Source organism: Micromonospora sp. WMMD1120 (assembly GCF_029626235.1).
Classification (GTDB): Bacteria; Actinomycetota; Actinomycetes; order Mycobacteriales; family Micromonosporaceae; genus Micromonospora.
Genome location: NZ_JARUBO010000005.1, coordinates 3,156,347 through 3,173,401, shown reverse-complemented (window position 1 = coordinate 3,173,401; position 17,055 = coordinate 3,156,347). Strand labels below are relative to the sequence as shown.

The 17,055-nt window shown below is 72.1% G+C and carries 15 protein-coding genes; 7 read left to right on the top strand and 8 right to left on the bottom strand.

The features are described 5' to 3' along the window. Positions 1-43 precede the first annotated feature (43 nt). Entirely contained in the window at positions 44-514 is a 471-nt protein-coding gene (locus O7634_RS15000) for a YbaK/EbsC family protein (RefSeq protein ID WP_278150737.1), read from the top strand. A 62-nt stretch (positions 515-576) separates the two neighbouring features. Further along, positions 577-1,278 carry an RICIN domain-containing protein gene (locus tag O7634_RS14995; RefSeq protein ID WP_278150736.1) on the top strand — a complete coding sequence of 234 codons (702 nt, stop codon included), beginning with the start codon at positions 577-579 and terminating at the stop codon, positions 1,276-1,278. A 19-nt stretch (positions 1,279-1,297) separates the two neighbouring features. Here O7634_RS14995 and O7634_RS14990 read toward each other — a convergent pair whose 3' ends face one another. Further along, positions 1,298-2,602: an MFS transporter gene (locus O7634_RS14990; protein ID WP_278150735.1), complete on the bottom strand. Its 1,305-nt coding sequence runs from the start codon at positions 2,600-2,602 to the stop codon at positions 1,298-1,300. Positions 2,603-2,654: 52 nt separating this feature from the next. Here O7634_RS14990 and O7634_RS14985 point away from each other — a divergent pair, with 52 nt between their 5' ends. Further along, positions 2,655-3,665, top strand: coding sequence for a helix-turn-helix domain-containing protein (locus O7634_RS14985; RefSeq protein WP_278150734.1), 1,011 nt, complete (start codon positions 2,655-2,657; stop codon positions 3,663-3,665). Between the two features lie 434 nt (positions 3,666-4,099). On the opposite strand, the gene O7634_RS14980 is transcribed toward O7634_RS14985, so the two are convergent. The 4 genes from O7634_RS14980 to O7634_RS14965 form a co-directional block, all read right to left on the bottom strand. Beyond that, a complete protein-coding gene (locus O7634_RS14980) occupies positions 4,100-4,564 on the bottom strand; it encodes a hypothetical protein (protein ID WP_278150733.1) in 465 nt (154 codons plus the stop codon). Between the two features lie 28 nt (positions 4,565-4,592). Beyond that, complete coding sequence (locus O7634_RS14975; protein ID WP_278150732.1) at positions 4,593-6,545, bottom strand: VWA domain-containing protein; 1,953 nt, start codon at positions 6,543-6,545, stop codon at positions 4,593-4,595. Positions 6,546-6,547: 2 nt separating this feature from the next. Further along, positions 6,548-8,008: a sigma 54-interacting transcriptional regulator gene (locus tag O7634_RS14970; protein ID WP_278150731.1), complete on the bottom strand. Its 1,461-nt coding sequence runs from the start codon at positions 8,006-8,008 to the stop codon at positions 6,548-6,550. A 73-nt stretch (positions 8,009-8,081) separates the two neighbouring features. Further along, entirely contained in the window at positions 8,082-8,585 is a 504-nt protein-coding gene (locus O7634_RS14965) for a hemerythrin domain-containing protein (protein ID WP_278150730.1), read from the bottom strand. Positions 8,586-8,691: 106 nt separating this feature from the next. Here O7634_RS14965 and mgrA point away from each other — a divergent pair, with 106 nt between their 5' ends. Further along, on the top strand, positions 8,692-9,687 hold the full coding sequence (gene mgrA / locus O7634_RS14960; RefSeq protein WP_278150729.1) for an L-glyceraldehyde 3-phosphate reductase: 996 nt from the start codon (positions 8,692-8,694) through the stop codon (positions 9,685-9,687). Between the two features lie 24 nt (positions 9,688-9,711). On the opposite strand, the gene O7634_RS14955 is transcribed toward mgrA, so the two are convergent. Then, positions 9,712-10,632 (bottom strand): lytic polysaccharide monooxygenase, encoded by a 921-nt coding sequence (locus tag O7634_RS14955; protein ID WP_278150728.1) that lies wholly within the window; start codon positions 10,630-10,632, stop codon positions 9,712-9,714. A gap of 167 nt (positions 10,633-10,799) precedes the next feature. Here O7634_RS14955 and O7634_RS14950 point away from each other — a divergent pair, with 167 nt between their 5' ends. After that, positions 10,800-10,922 carry a 50S ribosomal protein L36 gene (locus O7634_RS14950; RefSeq protein ID WP_030331473.1) on the top strand — a complete coding sequence of 41 codons (123 nt, stop codon included), beginning with the start codon at positions 10,800-10,802 and terminating at the stop codon, positions 10,920-10,922. Positions 10,923-10,974: 52 nt separating this feature from the next. Here O7634_RS14950 and O7634_RS14945 read toward each other — a convergent pair whose 3' ends face one another. Both O7634_RS14945 and O7634_RS14940 read right to left on the bottom strand, forming a co-directional pair. Beyond that, positions 10,975-12,390, bottom strand: coding sequence for a fatty acid--CoA ligase family protein (locus tag O7634_RS14945; RefSeq protein WP_278150727.1), 1,416 nt, complete (start codon positions 12,388-12,390; stop codon positions 10,975-10,977). Beyond that, complete coding sequence (locus O7634_RS14940) at positions 12,380-13,918, bottom strand: NAD(P)-binding domain-containing protein (protein ID WP_278150726.1); 1,539 nt, start codon at positions 13,916-13,918, stop codon at positions 12,380-12,382. Before O7634_RS14940 ends, O7634_RS14945 begins: the two co-directional genes overlap by 11 nt. A gap of 63 nt (positions 13,919-13,981) precedes the next feature. On the opposite strand from O7634_RS14940, the gene O7634_RS14935 reads away from it, so the two are divergent. Together O7634_RS14935 and O7634_RS14930 are read left to right on the top strand one after the other, a co-directional pair. Then, entirely contained in the window at positions 13,982-15,499 is a 1,518-nt protein-coding gene (locus tag O7634_RS14935) for an aromatic amino acid ammonia-lyase (protein ID WP_278150725.1), read from the top strand. Continuing rightward, complete coding sequence (locus tag O7634_RS14930) at positions 15,489-17,054, top strand: NAD(P)-binding domain-containing protein (RefSeq protein ID WP_278150724.1); 1,566 nt, start codon at positions 15,489-15,491, stop codon at positions 17,052-17,054. The genes O7634_RS14935 and O7634_RS14930 overlap by 11 nt, the downstream gene beginning before the upstream one ends. Position 17,055 lies beyond the last annotated feature (1 nt).

The window sequence follows — 17,055 nt, the reverse complement described above, 5'->3', positions numbered from 1 at the left end:
AGTTTCCCGTCCCCCGCCGGGCCTACCGGCTACCGTGGCCTGCATGCCATCGCCAGCGATCACCGCCCTGGACGCCGCCGGACTGCCGTACCGCCTGGTCAGCCACGGCGCGGTCGGCAGCCTCGCGGAGGCCGCCGCGGCCCGGGGAGTGACAGTCGCCGACGTGGTCAAGACGATCGTGGTCCGCCGGAGTGCGGATGATCACCTATTCGTGCTCACCCCGGGCGACCGGGTGATCTCCTGGCCCAAGCTGCGCGCACTGCTCGGCGTACACCGGCTGTCCATGCCCGACGCGGCGGGCGCGCTGGCCGCCACCGGCTACGAGCGCGGCACCATCACCCCGTTCGGCGCGAGCACCGCCTGGCCGGTGATCGCCGACGAGCGGCTGCGCGGCCGGGAGATCACGTTGGGCGCCGGCGAGCGCGGCCTCGCCATCGCCGTCGACGCCGACGCCGCGATCGCCGCCCTCGACGCCACGGTGGCCGACGTCACCGACCTCCCACCCGTGCGCTGACCGCTGCGGGCCCACACCGGCGGACTGGCTCCGGCGCGACGTCATGGGTGAGGATGGCGGCTATGCCCGCGCCCGAGGAACGTCCCGCACCCGCCGGCACCGTCTACGGCGGGCACCGGGCGCACCGCTCCGGACCGCTGGCCGATCCGCTGCTCCGGGTCGCGGTGGCGGTCGGGGTCGTCGGCGCGCTCCTCGGGGTGGCGTTCGCCACCGGCCTGTTCGACGCCGACGACACTCCGACAGTGCCGGCGACCGCCGGCACGCCGACCAGCACGCCGGAACCGCCGCCCCCGTCGGAGGAGCCGAGCCCGACCCCGTCGGCCGAGCCGTCCCCCAGCACCTCTGCCGGTCCGCCCACCGGACCCCGGGTGCTGCGCGCCGCCTCGGGGCTCTGCCTGGGCCTCGACGGCGACGGCGAACGGGCCGAGGCCGAGCTGGCCGTCTGCACCGGCGGGCCGGAGCAGCAGTGGGTGGTCAACCCGGCCGGCGCGGACGTGGTGACGTTGACCAACGCCGCCTACGGGCAGTGCCTCGACGTGGAGGGCGGCAGCGCCGACGACGGCACCCGGTTGCTCCAGTTCCCCTGCCACGGCGGCGCCAACCAGCAGTGGCGGCTGGCCGCCACCGGCACCGGCCCGGTGCTGCTGGTCGCGGCGCACAGTGGCAAGTGCGGGCAGGCCGACGACGACGGTGACGAGGCCGACGACGACGTCCGGCAGCGTCCGTGCGACGGCCGGCCCGCCCAGCAGTGGACGCTGGGCTGACCGGCCGGCCCGTCGCGCCTCAGCCCCGGAAGCTCCACGCCTTCGGCGCGGTCGCGGCCACCAGCACGGCCTCCGGCACCGGCGCGCCCGGTCGCCTGCGCAGCAGCAGCGACAACCCGGCCGCGCCGATCGACAGCGCGCCCGCCACGTACCAGGCCAGCGCGTAGTCACCGAGCCGGTCCCGCACCAGCCCCGCGGCGGTCGCCGCGACCGCCGCGCCGAGTTGGTGGGCGGCGAACACCCAACCGAACACCACAGCCCCGGCGCCCCCGAAGTACTCCCGGCACAGCGCCACCGTCGGCGGCACGGTGGCCACCCAGTCCAGGCCGTAGAAGACGATGAACACCAGCATGCTCGGCTCGGCGCTGCCGGAGAACAGGCTCGGCAGCACCAGCAGCGAGGCTCCGCGCAGCGCGTAGTACATGCCGAGAAGCACCCGGCTGTCCACCCGGTCGGTCAGCCAGCCGGAGGCGATCGTGCCGACGATGTCGAAGAGCCCCACCAGGGCGAGCAGCCCGGCCGCCGTGGTCTGCGGCATGCCGTGGTCGTGCGCGGCCGGCACGAAGTGCGTACCGACGAGGCCGTTGGTGGTCGCGCCGCAGATCGCGAACCCGCCGGCCAGCAGCCAGAACGGCCGGGTCCGGGCCGCCGTCGTCAGCGCGCCCAGCGCCCGGGTCGCCGCGCCGCCGCTCGGCGGCGGCGCGGCTACGACCTCTGTCGCGCCGTAGGCGGGCAGGCCGAGATCCGCCGGATGCTCGCGCAACAACCACACCACCAGGGGTACGACCACGAGCGCCGCTGCGGCCACGACGAGCGCGGCGGAGCGCCAGCCGTGGTCGCGGGCCAGGACGGCGATCAGCGGCAGGAACACCAGTTGTCCCGCCGCCCCGCCGGCGGTGAGCACACCGGTGACCAGTCCCCTGCGCCGGACGAACCAACGCCCGGTGACGGTGGCCACGAACGCCAGGGCCATCGACCCGGTGCCCAGCCCGACCAGCACACCCCAGCAGAGCAGGAGCTGCCAGCTCGCGTTCATGAAGACCGTCAACCCGCTGCCCGCGGCGACCAGCAGCAGCGCCACCGACACCACCCGACGGATGCCGAACCGGTCCATCAGGGCCGCCGCGAACGGCGCAGTGAGCCCGTAGAGCAGCAGGTTGACCGAGACGGCCGCGGAGATCGTGGCGAGCGGCCAGCCGAACTCCTCGTGCAGCGGGTGCAGCAGCACCGACGGGGTGGCGCGGAAGCCGGCCGCGCCGACCAGCGCCACGAGGGCGACGGCGGCGACCAGCCAGGCGGGATGCAGACGGCGGTTCCTGGTCACGGGACTAGTCTGTGGCCGCCCGTTCACCACGACGAGTGGCCGGAAAGCCATCATGCGCAATAATCAGGCCATGACCGTTCGCCCGCACCGGATCGCCGTCCTCGCCCTGCACCAGGTGGTCGGCCTGGACCTCGGCACCCCGTCCCAGGTCTTCAGCACCGCCCGGGCCGTCGACGGGACGCCCCTCTACGACGTCCGGGTGTGCACGCCCGGCGGGCGGCCGGTACGCAGCACCGCCGGTTTCCAGGTGCTCGCCGATCACGGCCTGGAGCTGCTCGACACCGCCGACACGGTGATCGTTCCCGGCATCCACGACGACGCCGTGCTGTCCTCGGGCACCGTCGAGCCGGAGGTGATCACGGCGCTGCGCGCGGCGTACGAGCGGGGCGCCCGGATCATGTCCATCTGCACCGGGGCGTTCGTGCTGGCCGCCGCCGGCCTGCTCGACGGCCGTCGGGCGACCACCCACTGGGCGTACGCCGAGCGCTTCCGCGGCCTGCACCCCCTGGTGGATGTCGACCCGGACGTACTCTTCATCGCCGACGACCGGATGCTCACCTCGGCCGGCGTCGCGGCCGGCATCGACCTCTGCCTGCACGTCATCCGCCTCGACCACGGCAGCGAGGTGGCCAACCGGGCGGCCCGCCGGTGCGTGATGCCACCGTGGCGGGACGGCGGGCAGGCGCAGTACATCGAGCAGCCGGTGCCCAAGGCCAGCGACACCAGCACCGCCGGCACGCGGGAGTGGGCCCGGCAGCGCCTACACGAGCCGATCGCGCTCCGCGACCTGGCCGGGCACGCGCGGATGAGCGTGCGCACGTTCACCCGCCGCTTCCGCTCGGAGACCGGGCTGAGTCCGGCGCAGTGGTTGCTGCACCAGCGCACCGACCACGCCCGCCTCCTGCTGGAGACCACCGACCTCAGCGTCGACCAGATCGCCCACCGCAGCGGCTTCGGCACCACCGCCGCCCTACGCCAACAACTCCACCAGCGCATCGGCGTGAACCCCACCACCTACCGCCGAACCTTCCACCCCCGCCCCACCCCAACCCCCACCCCGTAACCCCGCCCCGCCCTCTCCCCGCCCCTCTCCCCATCCCGCCCCTCTCCCCATCCCACCCCTCTCCCCATCCCACCCCTCTCCCCACCCCACCCCTCTCCCCACCCCACCCCTCTCCCCGCCGATCTTGCACTTTCGGTTGCCGAATACAACCCATACGCCCGCTTTGTCGGGACAGCAAGTGCAAGATCGGCGGGGTCTGACGCACCGGCGCCTCCGCGGACCCAACGGCACCCCCTGCTGCCACCAGCTCGCCAGAAAGGTGCCGTCAGCGCGCCACGAGACACCCCCGGCGGGGTTGATCATGAAGTTATTGCCAGGAAACGCCGACGCGAGTGGCCATAACTTCATGATCAACGGGGTGAGGGTGAGGGTGGGGGTGGGGGTGGGTGTGGGGGTGGGGGTGGGGTGGGGGCGCAGGGTGGGTGGGGGGACTGTTAGGCGCGGAGTTGGTTTAGTTGGGCTTGGTGTTTGGGGAGGTGGATTCTCGTGTGCAGGTCCAGGGTGCGGGCCCAGGGCAGCGGCTCGTCGACGACGAGGTCGAAGCCCTCCCGGAGGTGCGTCTCGACAGGGGTCTCCGCCGCCAGACCGAGTTGATCGACGAGCCCGCACAGGCGGTCGCTGGTGCCGTGCAGCAGGGCCGTCAGGCCGCGCAGACCGCCCTGCTCGGCGGCGAGCGCGTCGAGCTGCGGACGGTGTACGTCCTCCTCCAGTTCGTAGTACGCGAACGGCGACCCGGCCAACAGCGCCTCGGTTGCCTGGATCATCAGCTCGTCGTTGGCGACCAGGTGCGCGACGATCTGCTCGGCGCTGAGCCGCCCCTGCGGAGCCGCCGTGAACTCCCCCGCGTCCAGCTCGGCGAACACCCCGTCGTACGCCCGCCGCAACCCTCCACTCTCCATTCCCCCAGTCAACCCGCCTCGGCGGGAGTTAGCGGCGGGATTGGCGGGAGCGCAGGTAGTCGGAGACCACGTACTCGCCCAGGTCGTCGGTGTCCGGGGTGAACATCCGGCCCCGGCTGCGGCGGGCCACCGCGTCGACGAACCGCCGCAGGCCGGGGTCGTCACCGAGCATGAACAGGTTGAGCGTGGCACCGTAGCGGCTGAGCCGGTCCACCTCCCGGACCGTCGCCTCGATCGTCTCCGGCAGCGGCGGCCAGTGGAACAGCGCCTCGCCGTCGTCCGGGTCCAGGTGGGCGGTCGGTTCGCCGTCGGTGACCACCAGCACCACCGGCTCGGCGTCCGGGTGTCGGCGCAGGTGTCGGCCCGCCAACCGCAGCGCGTGCTGGAGGTTGGTGCCCTGCTCCAGGTCCGGTTCCACGGCCGCCAGCTCCCGCTGGGTGAGCGTCGTCGCCTCCCGGCCGAACCCCACGATCTCCAGGGCGTCCTGGGGGAACCGCGTCTCCATCAGGTGGGCCAGCGCCAGCGCCGTCTGCTTCATCGGCCCCCAACGACCCTGCGAGATCATCGAGTACGACAGGTCGACGCAGAGCACCACGGCGGCGGAGGCGCGCTTCTCGGTCTCCACCACCTCGAAGTCGTCCACCGCCAGTTGCACCGGAACCGTCGGCCCGGCCCGGCGGACCGCCCGGGTCAGGGTCCGGACCACGTCCAGCGGCTGCTCGTCGCCGTACTGCCACTGGCGGGAGGCTCCGCTGACCTCGCCGGCCGCGCCCGCCGAGCGGAGGTCGTGCTGGCCGCGCGGCCCGGCGGTCAGCTCGGCGAAGACCCGGCGCAGCGCCGTCCCGCCGAGCCGGCGCAGCGCCTTCGGGCTCAGGGTGAGCCCGTCCGCGTCCCGACTCACCCAACCCTGCCGACGGAGTTCCCGCTCCAATTCGCGCAGCCGGCGAACGTCGTCTGCCGCGTCCCGGCCCAGGGTGCGGGCCACCGCGTCGACGTCCACGTCGTCGAGGGTGGCCCCGGGGTGTTCCTGGTCGAGCTGGTCGAGCAGGTCGTCCAATTCGCCGATTTCACCGAGCGCCCCGGCCGCGTCGGCGTAGCCCAGCGGTTGCTCGCCGCGGACCCGCTCGCCGCGTCCCCAGCGCAGGTCGGGTCGGAGCGCCCGGAGGTTCGCGTCGAGCGCGGACAGCTCCCCGGCGAGCCGGTCGCCGAGTGACTGCCGCATCAGGTCGGCCAGCTCGGCGCGCTGTCGGTCGGAGAGCGAGTTCATCAACCGCTCACCGGCCGCGGACCGGCGGGCCAGCACGTCGATCAGCTCGTCGACGGTCTCCGGCTGCTCCGGGAAGAAGTCGCCGTGCCGGCGCATGAACTCGGCGAACGCGTCGGTGGTGTCCTCCGCGCGGCCGTGCCGGGCCAGCAGGTCGTTCAGATCGCTCATCATCTCGGCGAGCCGCTGCTGGGCGGCCGGGTCGGCGGAGGCGCGTACGGCGTCCCGCAGCCCGGCGAAGCGCTGACCGAGCACGTCGTCGCGGAGTTGGTCGAGGATCTGCTGGTACGAGCGGCGGGCGTCCTCGCTGGCCCACTGGTAGCCGGACAGTTCCTGCACGGCGCGTGCGGTGGAGCGGGGCAGGTTGTCCAGCACCGACTCGGCGAACCGCGCGGCGTCGTCGTCGCGGCCGCGCAGCTCGTCCCGCTCGGCGGCGAGGGCCTGGTCGAGCAGGGCACGCGCCCTGGTCACCGCGCCGTCCAGGTCACCGCGACGAAGCGCCTCCCGGCGTAGCCGGCGGGCCCGTGCGGCCAGGTCGTCCAGGCCGCCCCGACCCTGTGGGCCGCGACGGAGCAGGTTGCGCAGGGCTTCCCGCAGGCTGCCGCCGGCCAGCACCTCGGCGCCGACCGCGTCCACCGCCTCGCGCACGTCGTACGGGGGTGCGAGCGGGTCGGGCCCGCCGGTCCACTGCCCGTACCGGAACCGGTTGCCGGCCACTGTCAGCCCCGGCCGCCGTAGACGGTGCGTCCCGAGTCGGTGACGTCCTTGCCGAGCCGGCGGGTCAGGTGTAGCCCCTCCAACACGAACTCGACGGCGGCCGCCGCCTCCTCCGAGGTGGGCGCGTCGCCCAGGCCCAACCGGTCGAGGACCTTGGCCAACCCGGGCACCGTGCCGACCTGGCGCAGCAACTCGGCGGCGCTGACCAGCTCGCCGGTCTCGATCGCGGCGCCGTCCTCGACCAGGGCGGTGAAGCCGGAGAGGTCCAGCCCGGCGAGGTGGGCCCGGAACGTCTCGGCGGTCGCGGTGCGCAGCAGGTGGGCCAGGATCTCGATCTCCCGGCCCTCCTCGCCACTCTCGAACTCCACCTTGCCGCGCAGCGTGCTGGTCACCGACACCGCGTCGCCGACGCGGGCGACGGCGGCCTCCGGGCGCCCGTCCGGGGTGCCGGCGGCGGCGAGCAGTCCGGCGCGGCGCAGGGCGGCACCGGCGACCGTCTCGGCGGCGGCGATGGCGAATCGGGCGGACACACCGGAGCGCGGGTCCACCGAGGGTGACTCCCGGACGGCGCGGGCGAATCGGGCCAGCACCTCGAGCACGTGCTCGGGCACCTCGGCGACCAGGTCCGCCTCCTGGCGGATCAGGTCCAGTTCCAGCTCCAGGTCGACCGGGTAGTGGGTGCGGATCTCCGCGCCGAACCGGTCCTTGAGCGGGGTGATGATCCGGCCCCGGTTGGTGTAGTCCTCCGGGTTGGCGCTGGCCACCAGGAGCAGGTCGAGCGGCAGGCGCAGTTGGTAGCCACGGACCTGGATGTCGCGCTCCTCGAGGACGTTGAGCAGGGCCACCTGGATGCGTTCGGCCAGGTCGGGCAACTCGTTGACGGCGAAGATGCCCCGGTTGGTACGCGGCACCAACCCGAAGTGGATGGTCTCCGGGTCGCCGAGGGTGCGGCCCTGGGCGATGCGGATCGGGTCGACGTCACCGATCAGGTCGCCGACGCTGGTGTCCGGGGTGGCCAGCTTCTCGCCGTACCGCATGGAGCGGTGCAGCCAACCGATCGGCAGGTCGTCGCCGGCCTCGTCGACCTGGGCGCGGGTGGCCGGGGTGAGCGGGCGCATCGGGTGCTCGTTGAGCACCGAGCCGGGGACCACCGGCGTCCACTCGTCGAGCAGCGCGCCCAGCGCGCGGATCAGCCGGGTCTTGCCCTGGCCGCGCTCGCCGAGCAGCACCATGTCGTGCCCGGCGAGCAGTGCCCGCTCGACCTCGGGCAGCACGCTGTCGTCGTAGCCGACGATGCCGGGGAAGCGGGTCTCGCCGGAGCGTATCCGGGCGAGGAGGTTGTCGCGGAGTTCCTGCTTGACGCTGCGGTACTGGTGACCGGCCGCCCGTAGCGCGCCGAGCGTGCCGGGCAGGTCGGCCGGTGGGGTGGGAATTACCGGGGTAGGCGCAGTCACCCGACCCACGCTAGCTCACCGGGAGAGGGTGTCCCCGATCAACGTAAAGGGACTAAAGACGTCTTCAGGACACTACCCGACACTATCCGGCCCGGTGCTCGGTCACGTACCGCTGCGGGTCCTTGTCCCGGAACGGGAGGTCGCGGCCGTTCTTGTGCTCGCCGTAGAAGGTGAGCCAGCGTTGCCCCAACTCGGCGCGCAGCTCGAAACTGGCGTGCCGGCGGAAGTCGGGCAACGCCTCGTCCTCCTCCTCGGCCAGGTGCTCGCTGTTCTCCCGGCGGGCGGTGCCGACCGCCTCCCACCAGGGCGGGGAGCCAACCGGGTGCAGCTTGGCCTCGGCGATGGCGTCGCGGATCTTGTTGTGGTCACCGATCGCGTCGGCGGTCTCGTCCTCGCCGTCGTCGCCGTGCTTCACCAGGTGCGGGTAGAGGATCGCCTCCTCGGCCTCGGCGTGGATGTCCAGGTGCAGGGCGAGAGCGTCCCAGATGGCGAGCAGCTCCTGCTCGTCACGGGCGTCGTCGAGGCGGGCGAAGCCGCGCCGGAAGGAGGCGTGGTCGTCCAGGATCAGCGCGGTGATGTCGTCCACTGTGCTCACTCTCCCGTTGGCGGGCGATCCGGTTATGCCGTCGAAAATACCCTGATGTCTTGATTCGCACTCCCGATCGAGGGCGTCCCGGGCCGGGGCTAGGCTCATGATCGTGACCTACCTCGCCGCGGATGACCGCTACGACACCATGACCTACCGGCGCAGCGGCCGCAGCGGCCTGCGGCTGCCGGCCATCTCGCTCGGGCTGTGGCACAACTTCGGTCCGGACCGCCCGTTCGAACGGCAGCGCGACATCGTGCGGCGCGCGTTCGACCTGGGTGTCACCCACTTCGACCTGGCCAACAACTACGGCCCGCCGCCCGGCTCGGCGGAGGAGAACTTCGGCCGGATGCTCGCCACCGACCTCAAGCCGTACCGGGACGAGCTGGTCATCTCGAGCAAGGCCGGATACCTGATGTGGCCCGGCCCGTACGGCGAGTGGGGCTCGCGCAAGAACCTGATCTCGTCGCTGGACCAGTCGCTGGGCCGGATGGGCCTGGACTACGTCGACATCTTCTACTCGCACCGGTTCGACCCGGACACCCCGCTGGAGGAGACGATGGGGGCGCTCGACGCCATCGTCCGCTCCGGCAAGGCCCTCTACGTCGGCATCTCGAACTACACCTCGGAGCAGACCACCCGGGCCGCGGCGATCCTGCGCGACCTGGGCACGCCTCTGCTGATCAACCAGCCGTCGTACTCCATGCTCAACCGCTGGACCGAGTCCGACGGCCTGCTCGACACGCTGGAGCGGGTCGGCGCGGGCTGCATCGCGTACAGCCCGTTGGCCCAGGGCCTGCTGACCGACCGCTACCTGGGTGGCATCCCGGCCGACTCACGGGTCCGCACCAGCGTCTTCCTCAACGAGAGCGACCTCAGCGACGAGAAGATGGCCACGATCCGTGGGCTCGGCGCTGTCGCCGAGGGGCGCGGCCAGTCCCTCGCGCAGCTCGCCCTGGCCTGGGCGCTCCGCGATCCCAGGATGACCAGCCTGATCATCGGGGCGAGCAGCGTCGGCCAGTTGGAGACCAACATCGCCGCGTTGGACAATCTCGACTTCACCGCCGAGGAACTGGCCGAGATCGAGCGCCACCTGGGCTGACCACCGCCGGCGGGGCGGCCCGGGTCACCAGATCCGGCGCCGCCCGGCCCGGTGGTTGCGGACCTCGCACTGCCGGCCCACCGTCGCGGCGGCGCTGCGGCGTCGCCGGCCCGCGCCGAACAGCAACGCCAGGACCAGCGCGACGGCGGCGCCGGCCAGCACCGGCCACCGGCCGCCGAGGCCGGTCACCGAGGCCACCGGCACGCCCGGGTCGGCCGCCGCCGCGACCGCCGGCTGCGTGCCGGCCGGGCTACTCGCCGGGGTACGCGGAGCAGACGCACTGCTTTTCGTCGGAGCGGTCCTCGGCGGGGCGGCGGTGGCCTTCGCACCCCGGAACACCACGTCCGAACAGGAGTAGTAGGTGTCCGGGGTGTTCGAGTTCTGCCAGATCGTGTAGATCAGCTGCCGACCGCTGCGCCCCGCCGGCAGCCGCCCCGCCAACTGGTACGCCCCGGCGCGTACCGGCGGGTCGGTTCTGGTCAGGAACGGGCGCGACTCCAGGTCCGCCCAGGTCAACCGCTTCGTGGGGTCGTAGGTGGGCTTGGTGACGTAGAGCCGGAAGGTGCCCCTGTGTTCGATGGTGGTCCGGTACCGGAAGGTGAACGACGCGCCGCTGGTCAGCTCGGTGCTCGGCCAGTCGGTCCGGGGCAGGTCCAGTCCCCGGTACGCGGACAGCCCACCACTGCACAGCTCACCGTCCGGGATCCGTTCCCGGTCCCGTCCGTTGATCGCCGCCACGCGGACGTTGTCCCATTCGCGGACCGCCGCGCCGGCCTCGACCGCAGCCCGGCAGGCGGCGGTGGCCGCGTACCGGCCCTCGGGTCCACAGGCCGCCGCCCGGCTGACCGGGGCCGTCGGCGCGCCGTGCGCGGCGGCGGGTGTGGCCGCCAGGGGCATTGTCGCGGTGACGACCAGCGCCAGGGCAAGGATCCGACGTACGGGCATGAGGGTTACCTCCGCCGAGTGGTACGGCCGGCGGGCGGCAAAGGTTCGACGCGGCCCGGGTCACCGCGCCCGGTCGAGGGCGGTGGCGGCACCGCGTACTGGGCGGGAATCCACCGGGTGCCCGCGGCGTTTCGATATCCGGAACCGCTTGCACCGAGGAGGCAGACATGAAGGTACGTAGCTCGTTGCGTGCGCTCAAGCAGAAGCCGGGTTCGGTGGTGGTCCGCCGTCGCGGTCGGACGGTCGTGGTGAACCGTGCCAACCCGCAGTGGAAGAGCCGCCAGGGCTGACCCAGCCCATAGCGCGCATAAGCCTACAAAACGCCCTGACCGGGTCATCCGGTCAGGGCGTTGTCGTGTCCGCCGCGCCGCGCGTGTCGTCGGGCGGTACGAGCTGCCTCTTGTCCGGCTTGCCGCTGGGCGCGAGGGGTACCCGGTCGATGACCGTGACGGTTCGCGGCACCGCGTGGTCGTTCACCTGCGCGGCCACCAGCTTGCGCAGCACGTCGGGGTCGGGCGTCCTGCCGTGCACGGGCACCACGTAGGCGTGCACCGCCTCGCCGGTCACCTCGTCCGGCGCCCCGACCACGTACGCCTCGGCGACCGCGGCGTCGGCGGCGAGCGCGCGCTCGACCGGCCCGGCGTACACCAGTTGCGCGTTGACGATGATCACGTCCCGCGCCCGTCCGAGCAGCCGCAGGTAACCGTCGGCGTCGACATGTCCCAGGTCCCGGGTGCGCACCCAGCCGTCCACGAACACCTCGGCCGACTCCGTGGGGTCCCGCCAGTACGAGGACGCCTGCGCTGGTGTGCGGACGTAGATCTCCCCGTCGCGGACGGAGACGTCCACGGCCGGGCGACCGACGGTGGCGAGGGTGTCCGGCTCGGTCACCATCTCGGCGGGTGTCAGCATGGCGATCATCGAGGTCTCGGTCTGCCCGTACCCGTGAAAGAGCACCGGCCCGAGCACGTCGAGGGCCTCCGCCAGCCGGCCCGGCGCGAGCGGCGACCCGGAAACCAGCAGCGCCCGGAGGTGACGCAGGTCGGCCGGTCGGGAGCGCTGGTCCCGCACCAGTTGGTACAGCTTGCCGACGGTGATCACGCTGGCCGTGGCCCGGCAGTCGACCAGTGCCGCCGGAAACACCGGTCGGTGCGCCACCACGAGGGTGCCGCCGGCCGCCAGCGTGATGATGCCGTACTCCAGCATGACCTGACTGGCCAGGGAGCCGAAGACCAGGTAGCGCCGTAACCGGGTGGCCAGTTCGGCGACAGCCGGCGGCCACCGGTCGGGGTACGGGGCCCAGGCCGCCGACATGGCCGCGTAGCTCTGCACCACTCCCTTCGGCGTTCCCGTGCTGCCACTGGTCCAGATGATCCGGGCGGGTTCCTCCGCCCGACCCGCCGCTACCAGCGGCAGCCCGTCGTCGGGGTACGCGGCGAGTGAGGCCAGCCGACCCGCGTCGACCACCGCGGCGCCGGCGATCTGCTCGGCGCTCAGGTCGGCACGCCACCCGGACACCCGCGCCCCGACGGCGAAGGCCGCGATCGTCGCGGCGAAGGCGGCGGCGGTGACCGGCAGGTCGAGGATGACGCCGGTTCCCGGGCGCACGCCCGCGGAGCGCAGCCCGGCAGCGACACGCCGGATCAGGGCCGACATCTGCGCGGCCGTGGTCACGTCCGGCCCGTCCTCGAAGACCGGCCGCTCCCCGCCGGCCGCGAGGAGGTCGAGGACGGGCTGCGGCCAGATGTCAGCGGGCATCGGCGAGGACGCCCTTGACGAAGACCTCGAGCGGCTGCCGGTGCACCGTCGGCAGGTCCCAGGTGTTCTCCAGGTTCTCCGCCAGGTGGTGCTCGGCGACGACCCGCCCGCCGCGCCGCACCCGTACGACGGGGTGGAGATAGCTGGCGTCGTGGGCGGCTGTCGCGTCGTTCTCGGCCGGGCGCGGCACCGTGATGTCGAACGGGTCGACGTGATCGTGGTCGGGGCCGTACTCGAGGGTGACCACGAACGCGAACACGTCCGGCTCCGCGTCGCGCAGGTAGGCGACCGGCATCTCCTCGCGGTACCGGGCGGTCTCGCCCTCCACCGTGACGACGTCACCGAGCACCGCGAACTGCTGCCACAGCGCCGAGGTCACGTTGATCCGGGCGATGATCGAGTCGGCGATCGCCTCCGGCGTCAGCGCGATCCGCCGGTCCGGCCAGGGCTTCCCGTGGTGCCGTTCGCGGAGGATGTGGTGCAGCGCCCGGGTGGCGTAGCGGAAGCCGTGGATGAAGCCGTTGGTGGACTTCTTGAAGTCACGTTGCTGAGTGAGGGTGCCGGCGAAGTAGAGGCCGCTGACGTTCACCGACTCGAAGGCCGGGGTCTGCGCCGGGAACCGGTCGTTTATCACCAGCTCCGGTCGGGCGGACTCGGCGAAAATGGATGCGTCGAAGCGGAAACCGGTGCAGAGGATGATCCGGTCGTACTCCAGCTCGCGCAGATTCTCGACCGTCCGGGCGTACCGGAAGAGCACCCGGAAACCGCCGCCCTCGCGCTGACTGATCTGCTCCACGGTGCCGTCCAGGACGGCGTTCTGCGATTTGAGCTGATAGGTGTCCAGGAAGTTGTTGTTCACCGCGCGCAGGTGCCCGACGTAATGGGTCTGCCAGGCCAACCGGATGGAGTGCGGCCCGGCGACATGAATCGTCGCCGCCGTCTCGATCAGCGCGTCGGCGGTCTCGAACGCCGAGTTTCCCTTACCGATGACCAACACGCGCTGGTTGACGAAGTCGGCGGGGTCGACGGAGACGGTGTCGTAGCGCTCGACCAGGTCCGCGCCCTCGATCGGCGGCACGTACAGCGCGGAGACACCGGTGGCGACGACGACAGTGCGGGCCTCCCACCTCCGGTCGCCGGCCTCGACGGTGAACACGTCGGCGGTCTTCGACACCGCCGTCACCCGGGTGTCGTAGTGGACCCGGAGATTCCGCGCGAAGTCGGCGAGATAACGCAGCAGGTCGTCGGCGGCGGGGAAGTAACGCGTGCTGTAGTTCTTGAACAGCAGCGCCGGATCGTCGGACAGCAGTGAGTTCCAGTCCGACCGCAGGTTGAACTCCGGGTCCTCGGAACCGGTCCACACCTTGTTGATCGAGATCAATTGACGGTGCCGCGGATAGGTCTCGAAGAACGTGCCCGGCCGGGGTCCGCCCTCCAGCACCACATAGTCGTGACCGTCGCGCTCGAGCAGAGCCGCGAGCTGTAGACCCGCCGGTCCGGCTCCGATGATCAGGCAATCGTGCGTCATGCCGCGCAATGTACTGACGCGATTTCAGAGCGCTCTGAGAAACCGTCTCTAGCATCCGCATCCATGACGATTGATGTGGATCTGGCGGAACCGCTGCGCACCGCCGACCTGCGCGCCGCGGCGGGCCCGATCACCGTGGTGATCGGCGACGAGGTACGCGACCGGGTGGCGACCGGCCGGACGTTTCTCGGCAAGGCGCTCGGCGACGACCGGGCGATCTACGGCGCCACCACCGGTTTCGGGGCGCTCGTCGGGTACGCGGGCCGGGCCGACCAGCGCGACCAGGCCGACAACACCCTCGCCCACCTCGGCGCCGGCCAGGGCCCGGACCTCGCCCCGGACGTCGTACGCGCGACCCTGCTGGTCCGCGCCTGGTCCCTGGCCCGGGGCGCGTCCGGGGTCTCGCCCCACGTGATCGACGCGCTGGCGGCGATGCTCGGCACGACGTTCACACCGGCGATGCCCCGGCTCGGCTCGGTGGGGGCCAGCGGCGACCTGATCCCGCTCGGCGCCGCCGCGCAGGCGTTGCGCGGCCGGGGCCACGCGTACCTGGACGGCGTCCGGATGCCCGCCGGGGAGGCCCTGGCGAAGGCGGGCCTGGAACCGCTGCCGCTCGACGGCCGGGACGCGCTCGCGCTGGTCAACGGCACGTCGCTCACCACCGCGGCGCTGGCCCTCGCCCTGGACCGGGTCCGCGCCTCGCACCGCGTGCTGCGGACACTGAGCTGCCTCCTCGCCGACCTGCTCGGCAGCGATCCGCAGTTCCTCGACCCGGCCCTGCTGGCCGCCTACGGTCACCGGGGCGCGATCGAGGTCGGCGCCGCGATGCGGGCGACCTGCGCCGGCCTGCGGGCGTCCGGCAGCAGACCGCTACAGGAGCCGTACAGCATCAGGTGCTCGCCGCAGCTGCTCGGCGCGGCCGAGGACGCCCTGCGCTACGTCGACGGCATCGTGGCGGCCGACCTCGGCGCGGTGAGCGACAACCCACTGTTCTTTCCGGACGACGACAAGGTCGTGCACGGCGGCAACTTCTTCGGCCAGCCCGCCGCCTTCGCCGCCGACGTCCTCTCCATGGTGATCGCCCAGATCGGCAACCTCGCCGAGCGCCAGCTCGACCTGCTGGTGGACCCCGGACGCAACGGAGGGCTGCCGCCGATGCTCGCGGCCGGGCCGGGTCAGCAGCACGGGCTACAGGGCGTCCAACTCGCGTCGACGGCGCTCATCACCGAGATCAGGCGCGACACCGTGCCGGCGAGCGCGCAGAGCCTGCCCACCAACCTGCACAACCAGGACGTCATCCCACTCGGCACGCAGGCCGCGCTGCGCGCCCTGGACCAGGCGCAACTGCTGCGCCTGATCACCGGCTCGCTCGCGCTGGGGCTACGCCAGGCGGTCCACGTCGGAGCGCGCCGTCCCACGGCGAAGGGCTGCGACCGCGCGCTGCGGGCGCTGGAGGAGGCAATTGCCCCGATCGACCCGGACCGGCCGCTCGACGGTGACGTACGAACGGCGGCCGCGCTTCTGGAACAGCTTGAAAAATCTCTGATTTCCCACTCGTACGGTGAGCGCCGTGACGCTTGATTACCTGATCATCGGGGCCGGTCCGGCCGGTCTCCAACTCGCCGCCCTGCTCGAGGCCGACGGCGAGCGCGACTATCTGGTGCTGGAGGGCGCCGACGGACCGGGGGCCTTCTTCGCCACCTATCCACGGCACCGGACCCTCATCTCCATCAACAAACCGCACACCGGGACGGACGACCCGGAACTGAATCTGCGGCTGGACTGGAACTCGCTGCTCACCGACGATCCGGCGCTGCTGTTCACGCAGTACACCGAGCGCTACTTCCCGGACGCCGACGTGATGGTGCGGTACCTGGCGGACTTCGCGGCGAAGACCGGCGTCAAGGTGAGTTACGGCACCCGGGTGACCCGCGTGTCCAAGCACCACGACGTGTTCACCGTCGAGGCCGGCGACCGCCGCTGGGAGGCCCGCGCGGTGATCGTGGCCACCGGCGTCTCGAAGACCTACGAGCCGGACATCCCCGGGTTCGAACTGGCCGAGGGGTACGACGTGATGAGCGTCGACCCACGTGACTACCTCGACCAGAAGGTCCTCATCATCGGCAAGGGCAACTCCGCCTTCGAGACCGCCGACAACCTCATGGAGACCACGACGCTGATCCACGTCGCCGGGCCCAGCTCGGTGCGGATGGCGTGGCGCACCCACTACGTGGGGCACCTGCGCGCGGTCAACAACAACTTCCTGGACACCTATCAACTCAAGTCCGCGAACGCGATCCTCGACGGCACGATCAAGAGCATCGAGCGCGACGACACGGGTTACCGGGTCACGTTCAGCTTCTCCCGTGCCGACGAGGTGGTGAAGGAGCTGCATTACGACAGGGTGCTGGCGTGCACCGGATTCCGTTTCGACGCATCGATCTTCGACGCCTCGGCCCGGCCCCGACTCGCCATCAACGACCGGTTCCCGGCGCAGACCGAGGAATGGGAGTCGGTGAACGTCAGCGGGTTGTTCTTCGCCGGGACGATCTCGCAGCAACGCGACTTCAAGAAGTCCACGAGCGGTTTCGTGCACGGCTTCCGCTACGCCGTACGCGCCCTGCACCGGATTCTGGCCCGCCGGTACGACGCCACCGACTGGCCGTTCACCAGCCTCGCCGCCGACCCGGCCGCCATGACCGCCGCCGTCATCGAGCGGGTCAACCGCACCTCGGCCCTGTGGCAGCAGTTCGGGTTCCTCGCCGACGTGCTCACCGTCGCCGGACCGGAGGCCCGCTACCACGAGGAGGTGCCGGTCGACTACTTCGCGTCGACCGGCCTGCGTACCGCCGGGCACGACCACGACCGGGCGTTCGTGGTCACCCTCGAGTACGGCCCCGCCCACGACCAGGTCGACCCGTTCGACATCACGGTGACCCGGGTGGCGCAGGACGTCGTGGGGCAGGCGCACGACGCGGCGTACCTGCATCCGGTCGTCCGCTACCACAGCGGGGGTCGGCTGGTCGACACCCACCACCTCGCCGAGAACCTGGAGAACCGGTGGGACCGGCCCGAGGTCCACGTCCGGCCGCTGCGGGAGTTCCTGGAGCGCTGCCTGGCCGGCGTCGAGGGCTGAC

What these genes read in the sequence shown, in the direction of transcription:
- O7634_RS15000 (WP_278150737.1), top strand. Translation starts at nt 44, where the DNA reads ATGCCATCGCCAGCGATCACCGCCCTGGACGCCGCCGGACTGCCGTAC.
- O7634_RS14995 (WP_278150736.1), top strand. Translation starts at nt 577, where the DNA reads ATGCCCGCGCCCGAGGAACGTCCCGCACCCGCCGGCACCGTCTACGGC.
- O7634_RS14985 (WP_278150734.1), top strand. Translation starts at nt 2,655, where the DNA reads ATGCGCAATAATCAGGCCATGACCGTTCGCCCGCACCGGATCGCCGTC.
- O7634_RS14980 (WP_278150733.1), bottom strand. Translation starts at nt 4,564, where the DNA reads ATGGAGAGTGGAGGGTTGCGGCGGGCGTACGACGGGGTGTTCGCCGAG.
- mgrA (WP_278150729.1), top strand. Translation starts at nt 8,692, where the DNA reads ATGATCGTGACCTACCTCGCCGCGGATGACCGCTACGACACCATGACC.
- O7634_RS14955 (WP_278150728.1), bottom strand. Translation starts at nt 10,632, where the DNA reads ATGCCCGTACGTCGGATCCTTGCCCTGGCGCTGGTCGTCACCGCGACA.
- O7634_RS14950 (WP_030331473.1), top strand. Translation starts at nt 10,800, where the DNA reads ATGAAGGTACGTAGCTCGTTGCGTGCGCTCAAGCAGAAGCCGGGTTCG.
- O7634_RS14945 (WP_278150727.1), bottom strand. Translation starts at nt 12,390, where the DNA reads ATGCCCGCTGACATCTGGCCGCAGCCCGTCCTCGACCTCCTCGCGGCC.
- O7634_RS14940 (WP_278150726.1), bottom strand. Translation starts at nt 13,918, where the DNA reads ATGACGCACGATTGCCTGATCATCGGAGCCGGACCGGCGGGTCTACAG.
- O7634_RS14935 (WP_278150725.1), top strand. Translation starts at nt 13,982, where the DNA reads ATGACGATTGATGTGGATCTGGCGGAACCGCTGCGCACCGCCGACCTG.